Genomic DNA, 13,434 nt, shown 5'->3' with positions numbered 1-13,434 from the left:
TGGCCCAGGCCAAGTCGGCGCACGGCATCGGGGGCCCCACCGTTACAGAACAAACGCGTTTCGGGACACGCCCGGGACACCCCTAAACTGACCCCGTGACCGAGAACGCTCAGCAGCAGCCCACAGCGCCCATCACCGAACTGCCGACCCAGTACGCGCCGGCCGAGGTAGAGGGGGCGCTGTACGAGCGCTGGGTGGAGAAGGGTTACTTCACCGCCGACGCGAAGAGCGACAAGCCTCCGTACACCATCGTCATCCCGCCGCCGAACGTCACGGGCAGCCTGCACCTCGGCCACGCCTTCCAGCACACGCTGATGGACGCCCTCACGCGCCGCAAGCGCATGCAGGGCTACGAGGCGCTGTGGCTGCCGGGCATGGACCACGCCGGCATCGCCACCCAGAACAAGGTCGAGCAGCAGCTCGCCGAGGAGGGCAAGTCCCGGCACGACCTGGGGCGCGAGGAGTTCGTCGAGCGCGTCTGGCAGTGGAAGGAGGAGTACGGCGGCCGGATCCTCGGCCAGATGCGCCGCCTCGGTGACGGCGTCGACTGGAGCCGTGAGCGCTTCACGATGGACGAGGGCCTGTCCAAGGCCGTCGTCACCATCTTCAAGCGGCTCTACGAGGACGAGCTGATCTACCGCGCCGAGCGCATCATCAACTGGTGCCCGCGCTGTCTGACGGCCATCTCCGACATCGAGGTGGAATACCAGGAGGACGCGGGCGAGTTGGTCTCCATCCGCTACGGCGAGGGCGAGGACAGCCTTGTCGTCGCGACCACGCGCGCGGAGACGATGCTCGGTGACACGGCCGTCGCCGTCCACCCCGACGACGAGCGCTACCGGCACCTCATCGGCAAGCAGATCAAGCTCCCGCTGACCAACCGCACCATCCCGGTCGTCGCCGACACCCACGTCGACCCCGCGTTCGGCACCGGCGCCGTCAAGGTGACCCCGGCGCACGACCCGAACGACTTCGAGATCGGCCGCCGCCACGACCTGCCGTCCCTGACGATCATGGACGAGCACGGCGTCATCACCGTCCACGGCCCGTTCCTCGGCCTGGACCGCTACGAGGCCCGCTCGGCCGTCGTCGGCGCCCTCAAGGAGCAGGGCCGCATCGTCGCCGAGAAGCGCCCCTACATGCACTCCGTCGGCCACTGCTCGCGCTGCAAGACCACGGTCGAGCCGCGCCTGTCCCTGCAGTGGTGGGTCAAGGTCGGCCCGCTCGCCAAGGCCGCCGGTGACGCGGTCCGCGACGGCCGCGTCAAGATCCACCCCGAGGACATGTCGAAGCGGTACTTCGACTGGGTCGACAACATGCACGACTGGTGCATCTCGCGTCAGCTGTGGTGGGGCCACCGCATCCCGATCTGGTACGGCCCCGACGGCGAGGTCGTCTGCGTCGGCCCCGACGAGGAGCCGCCCACCGGCGAGGGCTGGACCCAGGACTCCGACGTCCTGGACACCTGGTTCTCCTCCGGCCTGTGGCCCTTCTCCACGCTCGGCTGGCCCGAACAGACCGAGGACCTGCGGAAGTTCTATCCGACCGACGTCCTGCTCACCGGCCACGACATCATCTTCTTCTGGGTCGCCCGGATGATGATGTTCGGCCTGTACGCCATGGACGGCCAGGCCCCCTTCCACACCATCGCGCTCACCGGCCTGGTCCGCGACGAGTTCGGCAAGAAGATGTCGAAGTCGAACCCCAACGCGGTCGACCCGCTGGTCTGGATGGACGCCTACGGCTCCGACGCCGTCCGCTTCACCCTCGCCAACGGCGCCAACCCCGGCGCGGACGTGCCGATCGGCGAGGACTGGGTCAAGGCCTCCCGGAACTTCACCAACAAGCTCTGGAACGCCACCCGCTTCGCCCTGATGAACGGCGCCACGGTCGAGGGCCCGCTGCCGGACGCCTCCGAGATGTCGGCGACGGACCGCTGGATCCTCTCCCGTCTCAACACCACGGTCGCCCAGGTCGACGCGTACTACGACGACTACCAGTTCGCGAAACTCGCCGACGCGCTCTACCACTTCGCGTGGGACGAGGTCTTCGACTGGTACGTCGAGCTGTCGAAGACGACGTTCTTCGCGGGCGGCGAGCCGGCCAAGGTCTCCGGCCGGGTCCTCGGCGAGGTCCTCGACGTGACGCTGCGCCTGCTGCACCCGGTCATCCCGTTCGTCACGGACGCCCTGTGGACCACCCTCACCGGTGGCGAGTCCCTGGTCGTCGGCGAGTGGCCGGCCGACAGCGGCTTCCGCGACAAGGACGCCGAGCTCGAGATCGAGCTGGTCCAGAGGGTCGTCACCGAGGTCCGCCGGTTCCGCAAGGACCAGGGCCTCAAGGACGGCCAGAAGGTCCCGGCCCGTCTTGAACTGACCGGCACCGCCCTGGCCCCGCACGAGCCGGCCATCCGCCAGCTGCTGCGCCTCCAGCCCGAGGACGAGACCTTCGCGGCCACGGCGACCCTCCCGGTCGCCGGTGCCACGGTCGCCCTCGACCTCTCCGGCACGATCGACGTGGCGGCCGAGCGCAAGCGCCTCGCGAAGGACCTCGCGGCGGCCGAGAAGGAGAAGGCCCAGGCCAACGCCAAGCTGGGCAACGAGGCGTTCCTCGCGAAGGCCCCGGACAACGTGGTGGACAAGATCCGCGGCCGCCTGGCCAAGGCGGACGAGGACATCAAGAGGATCCAGGCCCAGCTGGAGAACCTTCCCCAGCAGTAGGGCACCCAGGGGCGCGGGGCCGTGTCACGGTGCGGCTCCGCCGCGTGGGCGCGACCAGCCACAGACTTCCCCGCGCCCGCCGAACGGGACCAGTCAGCCCTCCCGGTAGGCGCAGCCCTAAACTGGCCCTGTGAGTGACACCGACCCCTTCGACGAGATCGTCGCCGCCGAGACCGACCGCGACCCCGACCTCGCGGTCATCGAGGCCGGCAGCCGCACCCTGCGCACCCAGGGCGGCCCGCCGGAGGCGGACGTGCCCGCACGCCCCGAGGACCCCGAGGTCGACAAGGCCCTGCGCGCGGTCGAGGCGGAGCTCGCCTCCCGCTGGGGCGAGACCAAGCTGGAGCCGAGCGTCAGCCGCATCGCCGCCCTGATGGACCTGCTCGGCGAGCCGCAGCGGTCGTACCCCTCGATCCACATCACGGGCACCAACGGCAAGACCTCCACCGCCCGCATGATCGAGGCCCTCCTCGGCGCCTTCGAGCTGCGCACCGGCCGCTACACCAGCCCCCACGTGCAGTCGGTCACCGAGCGCATCAGCCTGGACGGCGCCCCGATCTCCGCCGAGCGGTTCATCGAGACGTACGAGGACATCAAGCCGTACATCGAGATGGTCGACGCCTCGCAGCAGTACCGGCTGTCCTTCTTCGAGGTGCTGACCGGCATGGCGTACGCCGCCTTTGCGGACGCCCCCGTGGACGTGGCGGTCGTCGAGGTCGGCATGGGCGGCTCCTGGGACGCCACCAACGTCATTGACGGTGACGTCGCCGTGGTCACCCCCATCGACCTGGACCACACCGACCGGCTCGGCGAGACGCCCGGCGAGATCGCCGTGGAGAAGGCCGGGATCATCAAGCAGGACGCGACCGTGATCCTGGCCCAGCAGCCGGTGGACGCGGCGCAGGTGCTGCTGAAGAAGGCCGTGGAGGTGGACGCCACCGTCGCGCGCGAGGGCCTGGAGTTCGGCGTCGTCTCCCGGCAGGTCGCCGTCGGCGGCCAGCTGGTGACCCTGCGCGGCCTGGGCGGCGAGTACGAAGAGGTGTACCTGCCGCTGCACGGCCCCTACCAGGCGCACAACGCGGCCGTGGCGCTCGCCGCCGTGGAGGCGTTCTTCGGGGTGGGTGCCCAGCGCCCGGACCGCCTCGACATCGACACCGTCCGCAAGGCCTTCGCGGCCGTGTCCTCCCCGGGCCGCCTCGAAGTCGTACGGCGGTCCCCGACCGTCGTCCTGGACGCCGCCCACAACCCGGCGGGCGCCCGCGCCACCGCCGAGGCCGTCGGTGAGGCCTTCGACTTCAGCCGGCTCATCGGCGTGGTGGGCGCGAGCGCCGAGAAGAACGTGCGGGGGCTCCTGGAGGCCTTCGAGCCGATCTTCGCCGAGGTCGTGATCACGCAGAACTCCAGCCATCGCGCGATGGACGCCGACGAGCTGGCCGCGATCGCCGTCGAGGTCTTCGGCGAGGAGCGCGTCCAGGTCGAGCCGCGGCTGCCGGACGCCCTGGAGGAGGCGATCACGCTGGCCGAGGAGGACGGCGAGTTCGCGGGCGGGGGAGTGCTCGTCACCGGGTCGGTCATCACGGTCGGCGAGGCCCGGCTGCTCCTCGGAAGGGGCTGAGCCGCATGCGTACGCTCTGTGCATCGACCCTGATCGGCGAGTTCTTCGTCATCGGCTTCGCCGGACTGGTCGCGATGAAGGACCCGGACCTCGCGACCTCCACGGTGTGGACGGTCAGCGGCATCGCCATGTTCCTGTGCGTCGCGCTGTGCGGTGTGGTCACCCGGCCCGGCGGCATCGCCTTCGGCTGGGCCCTCCAGATCGCCCTGATCGCCTCCGGCTTCGTCGTGCCGACCATGTTCTTCATGGGCGCGATCTTCGCGGCCCTGTGGTGGGCCTCCGTGCACTACGGCCGGAAGATCGACGAGGCGAAGGCGAGATTCGCGGCGCAGGCGGACTCCGCTACACCTGACGCTGTGTGACGAACGTACCGACACGCCCTGTAATCTCGTCCCACCGCACACGCCTGCAGTCAAGGAGCCCCTCGTGAGCCAGCGCACCCTCGTCCTCCTCAAGCCCGACGCCGTCCGTCGTGGCCTGACCGGCGAGATCATCAGCCGTATCGAGCGCAAGGCCGGCTGGCAGATCACCGCGCTGGAGCTGCGCACCCTGGACCAGGAGACGCTGGAGCAGCACTACGGCGAGCACAAGGGCAAGCCCTTCTACGAGCCGCTGGTGGAGTTCATGGCGTCCGGTCCGGTCGTCGCGCTGATCGTCGAGGGCGAGCGGGTCATCGAGGGCGTGCGCGCGCTCGCCGGCCCCACCGACCCGATCGCCGCCGCGCCCGGCTCCGTCCGGGGGGACTACGGCGTGATCGTCCGCGAGAACCTGATCCACGCGAGTGACTCCGAGGAGTCCGCCGAGCGCGAGGTGAAGATCTTCTTCCCCGGCCGCGCATAGGTCCGTGGGTAGGTTTCGTGGCATTTTCTGACGCGACGTCAGTTCACCCGCCTGCCTGACCTGGGACGGCCGATCATTTTCGGCCGTCCCTCGGCATATGCGTGCCGATCGGGGGAACGAGTGCCCCTTACGGACCGTCTCCACAAGCGGGGCGGCTTTACATCTGCTGACAATGGCGAAGACCCTCGCGCAGTGTTCGTGCAGGCGCGTCTACGATGGAAGCCTTCACGTCACAGCACCCACTTCGCCGACCTGAAAAGCCCTCAAAAGCTCCCGGGAAGGCCAGACGAATCCTGATGGGGAACTCAATGTCGTTCATCGGCCGTGACATGGCTGTCGACCTCGGGACCGCCAACACGCTGGTGTACGTCAGGGGTCGCGGGATCGTACTCAACGAGCCGTCCGTCGTCGCGATCAACACGAACACCGGTGGAATTCTGGCAGTCGGTGCCGAGGCCAAGAAGATGATCGGGCGGACCCCCGGCAACATCGTTGCCGTGCGGCCGCTGAAGGACGGCGTGATCGCCGACTTCGAGATCACCGAGCGGATGCTCCGCTACTTCATCCTGAAGATCCACAAGCGGCGGTATCTCGCGAGGCCGCGCGTCGTCGTGTGTGTCCCCTCGGGCATCACCGGCGTCGAGCGCCGCGCCGTCATCGAGGCGTCGTCCCAGGCCGGCGCCCGTCAGGTGCACATCATCGAGGAGCCCATGGCGGCCGCCATCGGCTCCGGCCTGCCGGTCCACGAGGCCACGGGCAACATGGTGGTGGACATCGGCGGCGGCACCACGGAGGTCGCGGTCATCTCCCTCGGCGGCATCGTCACCGCCCAGTCCATCCGGGTCGCGGGCGACGAACTGGACAACGCGATCATCCAGCACATCAAGAAGGAGTACTCCCTCCTGCTGGGTGAGCGGACGGCCGAACAGATCAAGATCACGATCGGTTCGGCGTACGACCTCGACGCTGACGAACACACCGAAATCCGCGGCCGGGACCTCGTCTCCGGGCTGCCCAAGACCGTCGTCATCTCGGCCGCCGAAGTGCGCAAGGCGATCGAGGAACCCGTCAACGCCATCGTGGACGCCGTCAAGACGACCCTCGACAAGTGCCCGCCGGAGCTCTCCGGCGACATCATGGACCGCGGCATCGTGCTCACCGGCGGTGGTGCCCTGCTGCGCGGGCTCGACGAGCGGCTGCGCCGGGAGACCGGGATGCCGATCCACATCGCCGAGGACCCGCTGGACAGCGTGGCGCTCGGCTCCGGCAAGTGCGTCGAGGAGTTCGAGGCCCTCCAGCAGGTTCTCGACGCCCAGCCGCGCAGATGACGTAACTCTTCGATTCCGCCGTACGAGATGATCTCCTCTCGTGCGGCGGATCGTTGATATCGAGGCATAAGCTCCCACAAACGCAACTTCAATGAGAAGGGCACGGCCGCCGCACGTGAGGGACACACGAGAGAGCCGGCTGCTCCTGGTGCTGCTGATCGCCGTCGCGTTCGCGCTGATCACGGTGGACATCCGCGGCGGGGAGGACTCCCCGGTCGACGGTGCCCGCCAAGGCGCGGCCGCCGTGTTCGGCCCCATCGAGGACGGTGTGTCGGCCGCGGTCGACCCGGTCGGCAACGCCGTGTCGGCCATCCGCGACTCCGGCGAGCGCCACGACCGGCTCGCAGCGCTGGAGAAGGAGAACGCGGCCCTCAAGGCGAGACTCGGCAGCGACGACCGCAACTCCAGCCGGCTCAAACAGCTCGACAAGATGCTGAAGATCGCCGGCGAGGGCCAGTACGGCATCAAGGGCGCCCAGGTCATCGCCATAGGGGCGGCCCAGGGCTTCTCCTGGACCATCACCGTCGACGTCGGCGCCAACGACGGCATCAAGCGCGACATGACCGTCCTCAACGGCGACGGCCTGGTCGGCCGCGTCACCACGGTCGGCCCCAACACCGCCACCGTGCTCCTCGCCAACGACCCCGACTTCACCGTCGGCACCCGCATGGAGGCCGGCGACGAGCTCGGCTTCGCCTCCGGCCAGGGCGACCGGCCGCTGCGCGTCGAACTCCTCAACGGCAAGGCCGAGGTGAAGAAGGGCGACCGCCTGGTCACCTTCGGCTCCCAGGCCGACAAGCCCTTCGTGCCCGGCGTCCCGGTCGGCGTGGTCTCCCGCGTCGACCCCTCCGGCGGCGACCTCACCCGCACCCTCTACGTCACGCCGTACGTCAGCTTCACCAAGCTCGACATCGTCGGCGTCGTCGTCGAGGCCCCGAAGAAGGACCCGCGCGACACGGTGCTGCCCGCCAAACCGAAACCGACGCCCACGCCGACCGTGACGGTCACCGTCACCCCGTCCGCCAATGCGCCGGTCGGCGGCGAGATCCAGCAAGATCAGTAGGAGCTGTAGTCATGCGCGTCAACCGGATCCTGCTGTCGTCCGCCCTGGTCGTCGTCGCCCTGGTGCTCCAGGTCAGCGTCCTCGCCCGCCTCCACCTCCCGGGCGCCGTCCCCGACCTGCTGCTCCTCACCGTCCTCGGCCTGGCCCTCGTCTACGGCCATGTCGGCGGCGCCCTCGTCGGCTTCGGCGCCGGCCTCCTCGCCGACCTCGCCCCGCCCGCCGACCACGCCGCCGGGCGGTACGCCCTGGTGCTGTGCGTCATCGGCTACCTCGCAGGGCTCGCCAAACCGGAGAACGGCAGACTCAAGTCGGCCACCGGCCCCATGGTCGTCGTGGTCGCCGCCGCCATCGGCACCACCCTGCTGTACGCCGGTGTCGGCGCCCTCGTCGGCGACACCGCCGCCCGCCACGTCGGCCTCGGCAGCCTGCTGTTCACGGCTGCCCTGTACGACCTGCTGCTCGCCCCGTTCGTCGTCCCCGGCATCATGGCGCTCGCCCGCCGCGCCGAGAACGACCCGCTCGCCGAGGCCGGCTCCACCGCCAAGTCGGCGGACATCTCCTCGGGCTGGCTCTCCTCCGGCACCGGGCTGCGGATCGGCGGCCAGCGCGGCGGCCTCGGCAGCCTGAAGACCAAGGCGCGCACCCGTACCGCGCGGGTGGGCCGCATCAAGGGGGTCAAGCGGCTGTGACCCCACGGTGGTTGGCGGACCCGGTTCACAGGTTCGCCGTATATGACACATACACACACTGAGAGGGGGCGGCAGCCGCAGTGACCAACATCCCCGAGACCGGACGGACCCCACGGGTCCAGATCCGGCTCGTCGTCATCCAGATCCTCGTGCTGTCCCTCCTCGGCACCCTCGGCGGCCGCCTCTGGTACCTCCAGATCCGCGAGGGCGACGAGTACGCCAAGGAGGCCTCCGGGAACCACGTCCAGCAGGTCGTCGAACCCGCCGTGCGCGGCTCGATCCTGGACGCGCGCGGAGTGCCGCTGGCCGACAACGAGACCCGCCTCGTGGTCTCCGCCTCCCGCACCGACCTGCTGAAGATGAAGGACGACGGCAAGGCCGTCCTCACCAAGCTGGCCGGCGTCCTCGGGATGAAGCCCGCGGAGGTCATGCAGAAGGTCCGGCTCTGCGACGCCAAGACCCCCCAGCCCTGCTGGAACGGCTCGCCCTACCAGCCGATCCCCATCACCGACGAGGCCACCGCCAAGCAGGCCCTGCAGATCCGCGAGCGCTCCGAGGACTTCCCCGGCATCACCGCCGAACCCGAGGCCGTGCGCCGCTACGGCGCCCCGGCCAAGTCCAACGCCGCCCAGGTCCTCGGCTACCTCTCGCCCGTCACCGACGAAGAGATCACCAAGGCCCAGGACACCGACTCGCCCTACCTGCGCTCCGACCAGGTCGGCCGCTCGGGCCTGGAGCGCGAGTACGACAAGGAACTGCGCGGCAAGGCCGGCGTCACCCGCTACGAGGTCGACAACCTCGGCCGCGTCATCGGACAGGCCGAGGCCGACGAGGCCCAGCCCGGCGCCAATCTCGTCACCAGCATCGACGCCCGCGTCCAGCGGGTCGCCGAGTACGAGCTGAACGACGCGATGAAGGTCGCCCGCACCCAGTGGGACCGCAACACCAACGAGAAGTACAAGGCCGACTCCGGCGCGGTCGTCGTGATGGAGGCCAAGACCGGCCGGATCGTCGCCATGGCCTCCAACCCGACGTACGACCCCAACGCCTGGGTCGGCGGCATCTCCGCCAAGGACTACGCCCGGCTCACCGGCAAGAAGTCCAACTACCCGCTGCTCAACAGGGCCATCCAGGGCCTGTCCGCGCCCGGCTCCACCTTCAAGGTGATCTCCACCGCCGCCGCCGTGGAGGCCGGCTACGACTTCGACGGCCGCTACCCCTGCACCAGCTCGTACTCGGTCGGCGGCCAGGTCTTCAAGAACTTCGAGTCGGAGAACTTCGGCCCCATCTCGCTCGGCCGGGCCCTCGAGGTCTCCTGCGACACCGTCTTCTACGGCCTCGCGCACCAGCAGTGGCAGAAGGACGGCGGCATCAACCCGAAGAAGGGCGAGCCCAAGGACTACTTCTTCAAGGCCGCCCACCAGTTCGGCCTCGGCAAGACCACCGGCATCGACCTGCCCAACGAGGTCGCCGGGCGCATCCCCGACCGCCAGTGGAAGCAGGACTACTGGAAGGCCAACAAGGACGCCTGGTGCAAGTCCGGCAAGAAGGACGGCGACTACGTCCAGAAGATCGCCTACGAGAACTGCCTCGAAGGCAACAAGATGCGCGCCGGTGACGAGATCAACTACTCCATCGGCCAGGGCGACACCATGGTCACCCCGATCCAGATGGCCACGATCTACGCGGCGATCGCCAACGGCGGCACCCTGCACGACCCCACGGTCGGCAAGGCCATCGTGAGCGCCGACGGCAAGAGCGTGCAGGAGATCAAGCCCAAGTCGCACGGCAGGCTGCCGATAAGCCGGGCCACGCTCAAGAAGATGGACACCGCCCTCGCGGGCGTCGCCACCGAGGGCACCGCCGCCTGGCGCTTCGCCCAGGTCGGCTGGCCGCAGGCGAAGATCCCGATGCACGCCAAGACCGGTACCGCCGAGGTCTACGGCAAGCAGACGACGTCCTGGTTCGCCACGTACACCAAGGACTACACCGTCGTCATGACGATCTCCCAGGGCGGTACGGGCTCCGGCGCCTCGGGCCCCGCCGTCCGCAACATCTACGACGCCCTGTACGGCGTCTCCGACGACGGCACCATCAACAAGAAGAACGCCCTGCTGCCGACCCCCGAGAAGAGCCTGCCGAAGATCCAGACCGACGGGACCATCAAGTCCCCGAAGGTCGCCAAGGACCCGGCCAAGGACCAGCGGGCGAGCCAGGAGGGCGCGCCCGAGCCGGACGAGACACAGCAGGCGGCGACCGTGAACACGTCGACCGGCGGGAACCGTGACACCCGCCGAAGGCGCCGCAAGCGGGGAAACCGGAGGATGCTCACATGACCGGGGCCAACAGCTTCCAGGTCTCCGGGTACGGCCCCGCTCGCGCGGGCTGGACCCGGCTGCTGGCCCGCGACTCGCTCGCCCGCCGCCTCGACTGGCCGATACTGTTCTCGGCCCTCGCCCTGTCCATGATCGGCTCGATCCTGGTCTTCTCGGCGACCCGCAACCGCACCGAGATCAACCAGGGCGACCCGTACTACTTCCTGATCCGCCACATCATGAACACCGGCATCGGGTTCGCCCTGATGATCGGCACCGTGTGGGTCGGCCACCGCACCCTGCGCACCGCCGTGCCCCTGCTGTACGGCGCCTCGCTGCTGCTGATCCTGCTGGTGCTCACCCCGCTGGGCTCCACGGTCAACGGCGCCCACTCCTGGATCGTGCTCGGCGGCGGATTCTCGCTCCAGCCCTCGGAGTTCGTGAAGATCACGATCATCCTGGGCATGGCGATGCTCCTCGCCGCCCGGGTCGACGCGGGCGACAAGCCCTACCCGGACCACCGCACGGTGCTCCAGGCCCTGGGCCTCGCCGCCGTACCCATGCTGATCGTGATGCTCATGCCCGACCTCGGGTCGGTCATGGTCATGGTCATCATCGTGCTCGGCGTGCTGCTCGCCTCCGGCGCCTCCAACCGCTGGGTCTTCGGGCTCCTCGGCGCGGGCGCGGCCGGCGCGATCGCCGTCTGGCAGCTGCACATCCTGGACGAGTACCAGATCGCCCGCTTCGCCGCCTTCGCCAACCCGAGCCTCGACCCGGCCGGCGTCGGCTACAACACCAACCAGGCCCGGATCGCCATCGGCTCGGGGGGACTGACGGGCGCCGGCCTCTTCCACGGCTCGCAGACCACCGGCCAGTTCGTGCCGGAGCAGCAGACCGACTTCGTCTTCACCGTCGCCGGTGAGGAACTGGGCTTCGTCGGCGCGGGCCTGATCATCGTCCTGCTCGGCGTCGTCCTGTGGCGCGCCTGCCGGATCGCCCGCGAGACGACCGAGCTGTACGGCACCATCGTGGCCGCCGGGATCGTCGCCTGGTTCGCCTTCCAGGCCTTCGAGAACATCGGCATGACCCTCGGGATCATGCCCGTCACCGGTCTGCCGCTGCCGTTCGTGTCCTACGGCGGATCGTCGATGTTCGCGGTCTGGGTCGCGGTCGGGCTGCTGCAGTCGATCAGGGTGCAACGACCGATGTCGGCGTAGGCGGGCCGCCCCGACCGGCGGTGGGGCCGACTGCCCCCGACCGGCGGCGGCCCCCTGCCGTGACCGGCGTCCGACCACTAGATTCGAATCATGGCGGACACAAAGCGGGAGATCGAGCGCAAGTACGAGTCCGACGACAGCGGCCTGCCCGACCTGACCGGAGTCGCCGGGGTCGAGGCCGTCGTCGACAAGGGGGTCGCGCATCTGGACGCCACCTACTACGACACCGCCGACGAACGCCTCATGGCGTCCTCGATCACCCTGCGCCGCCGCACCGGCGGATCGGACGCGGGCTGGCACCTGAAGTTCCCTGTAGCCGAGGGCGTGCGCGACGAGATCCGCGCCCCGCTCTCCGACACCCTCCCCGACGAACTCGCCGCCCTGGTCCGCTCCCGGGTCCGGAACGTGGAACTGCAGCCCGTGGTCCGGCTGCGATCGGACCGCGATGTACGCCACCTCCTCGACGCGGACGCCCGGCTGCTCGCCGAGGTCAGCGTGGACGCCGTGCACGCCGAACGGCTCAGCGGCGGGGTCGGCGACGTCCAGTGGACCGAGATCGAGGTGGAGCTCGCCGACGGCGGCGACCCGGCCTTCCTCGACAAGGTGGAGAAGCGGCTGCGCAAGGCGGGCGTACGGCCGTCCGGGTCGTCCTCGAAACTGGCCCGCGCCCTCGCGGAGACCGCGCCCAGGAAGAGGAACCCCGTCATCGGGGATCCCGTGACCGCCGGCGACCATGTCCTCGCCTACCTCCGCGCCCAGCGGGACGCGATCGTGGAACTCGACCCGGCCGTCCGCCAGGACGCCGAGGACTCCGTGCACAGCATCCGCGTCGCCACCCGCCGCATGCGCAGCGCCCTCAAGTCGTACGGCAAGGTCCTGGACCGGGCCGTCACCGACCCGATCGGCGACGAGCTGAAGTGGCTCGCCGGAGAGCTGGGCGTGGACCGGGACCGCGAGGTGCTCAGCGAACGGCTGAAGACGGCCCTTGCCGAGGTGCCCGGGGCACTGGTCTCCGGGCCCGTCGCCGAACGCCTCAACGTCTGGTCCGGAGGCAATCCGGGCGGGGCGAGCGCACGGCTGATCGGCGTCCTGGACTCCCGGCGCCACCTCGCCCTGCTCGACGCCCTGGACGCGCTGATCGCCGACCCGCCGCTGCTGAAGGCGGCCGGGAAGAAACCCCACAAGGTGATCGCCGAGGCCGTGCGGAAGGACTTCCGCAAGGTCACCGGGCTCATGGAGCACGCCCTGGAGCTGGAGCCCGGCACCGACCGGGACGTCGCGATCCACGAGGCCCGCAAGAAGACCAAGCGCGCCCGCTACGCCGCCGAGGCGGCCCGCCCGGCCCTCGGCGATCCGGCGAAGACCGTGGTCAAGTCCATGAAGTCGCTGCAGGACCAGCTGGGCGAGCACCAGGACAGCGTGATGGCCCGCCAGACCCTGCGCGAGCTGTCCGCCGTCGCCCACGCGGCGGGGGAGAGCGCCTTCACCTACGGATTGTTGTACGGCCGTGAGGAGCAGCGGGCGGCTGCCGTGGAGGCTGAGCTGCCCGGGGTCTGGGACGGGATCAGGGCAGCGGCGGACGCCCTGTGACCTTCCGGGCGTACGGGGGGTGGCCGCGGCCGCGTTAGGCTAGATGGTCACCCCTGT

At 69.7% G+C, this 13,434-nt stretch carries 10 protein-coding genes; all 10 read left to right on the top strand.

Annotated features, from left to right (window positions below):
* Nucleotides 1-95 precede the first annotated feature (95 nt).
* The 10 genes from IOD14_RS37255 (at nucleotide 96) to IOD14_RS37210 (ending at nucleotide 13,377) form a co-directional block, all read left to right on the top strand.
* Nucleotides 96-2,720: a valine--tRNA ligase gene (locus IOD14_RS37255; RefSeq protein ID WP_123989227.1), complete on the top strand. Its 2,625-nt coding sequence runs from the start codon at nucleotides 96-98 to the stop codon at nucleotides 2,718-2,720.
* 130 nt (nucleotides 2,721-2,850) lie between these two features.
* Nucleotides 2,851-4,335 (top strand): folylpolyglutamate synthase/dihydrofolate synthase family protein, encoded by a 1,485-nt coding sequence (locus tag IOD14_RS37250; protein WP_123989226.1) that lies wholly within the window; start codon nucleotides 2,851-2,853, stop codon nucleotides 4,333-4,335.
* A gap of 5 nt (nucleotides 4,336-4,340) precedes the next feature.
* Nucleotides 4,341-4,697 (top strand): DUF4233 domain-containing protein, encoded by a 357-nt coding sequence (locus tag IOD14_RS37245; protein ID WP_123989225.1) that lies wholly within the window; start codon nucleotides 4,341-4,343, stop codon nucleotides 4,695-4,697.
* A gap of 64 nt (nucleotides 4,698-4,761) precedes the next feature.
* A complete protein-coding gene (gene ndk / locus IOD14_RS37240) occupies nucleotides 4,762-5,175 on the top strand; it encodes a nucleoside-diphosphate kinase (protein WP_123989224.1) in 414 nt (137 codons plus the stop codon).
* A 308-nt stretch (nucleotides 5,176-5,483) separates the two neighbouring features.
* On the top strand, nucleotides 5,484-6,503 hold the full coding sequence (locus IOD14_RS37235; protein WP_004931372.1) for a rod shape-determining protein: 1,020 nt from the start codon (nucleotides 5,484-5,486) through the stop codon (nucleotides 6,501-6,503).
* A gap of 115 nt (nucleotides 6,504-6,618) precedes the next feature.
* A complete protein-coding gene (gene mreC / locus IOD14_RS37230) occupies nucleotides 6,619-7,566 on the top strand; it encodes a rod shape-determining protein MreC (protein WP_123989223.1) in 948 nt (315 codons plus the stop codon).
* Nucleotides 7,567-7,577: 11 nt separating this feature from the next.
* Entirely contained in the window at nucleotides 7,578-8,255 is a 678-nt protein-coding gene (gene mreD / locus IOD14_RS37225; RefSeq protein ID WP_212672615.1) for a rod shape-determining protein MreD, read from the top strand.
* Nucleotides 8,256-8,335: 80 nt separating this feature from the next.
* The gene (mrdA, locus tag IOD14_RS37220) at nucleotides 8,336-10,591 is read left to right on the top strand and encodes a penicillin-binding protein 2 (RefSeq protein WP_212672614.1); all 2,256 of its coding nucleotides are present in this window, start codon (nucleotides 8,336-8,338) and stop codon (nucleotides 10,589-10,591) included.
* On the top strand, nucleotides 10,588-11,787 hold the full coding sequence (rodA, locus tag IOD14_RS37215; protein WP_123989220.1) for a rod shape-determining protein RodA: 1,200 nt from the start codon (nucleotides 10,588-10,590) through the stop codon (nucleotides 11,785-11,787). The genes mrdA and rodA overlap by 4 nt, the downstream gene beginning before the upstream one ends.
* A 90-nt stretch (nucleotides 11,788-11,877) precedes the next feature.
* Nucleotides 11,878-13,377 (top strand): CYTH and CHAD domain-containing protein, encoded by a 1,500-nt coding sequence (locus IOD14_RS37210; RefSeq protein ID WP_212672613.1) that lies wholly within the window; start codon nucleotides 11,878-11,880, stop codon nucleotides 13,375-13,377.
* Nucleotides 13,378-13,434 lie beyond the last annotated feature (57 nt).

Source organism: Streptomyces sp. A2-16, from assembly GCF_018128905.1.
In the GTDB taxonomy this organism is placed as follows: Bacteria; Actinomycetota; Actinomycetes; order Streptomycetales; family Streptomycetaceae; genus Streptomyces.
Note: the sequence above shows the minus strand (reverse complement) of the source record. Positions and strands in the feature narration are given on the sequence as shown.

Coding starts and splice junctions, on each gene's coding strand:
- IOD14_RS37235 (WP_004931372.1), top strand. CDS start 5,484: ATGTCGTTCATCGGCCGTGACATGGCTGTCGACCTCGGGACCGCCAAC.
- mreD (WP_212672615.1), top strand. CDS start 7,578: ATGCGCGTCAACCGGATCCTGCTGTCGTCCGCCCTGGTCGTCGTCGCC.
- IOD14_RS37245 (WP_123989225.1), top strand. CDS start 4,341: ATGCGTACGCTCTGTGCATCGACCCTGATCGGCGAGTTCTTCGTCATC.
- IOD14_RS37210 (WP_212672613.1), top strand. CDS start 11,878: ATGGCGGACACAAAGCGGGAGATCGAGCGCAAGTACGAGTCCGACGAC.
- rodA (WP_123989220.1), top strand. CDS start 10,588: ATGACCGGGGCCAACAGCTTCCAGGTCTCCGGGTACGGCCCCGCTCGC.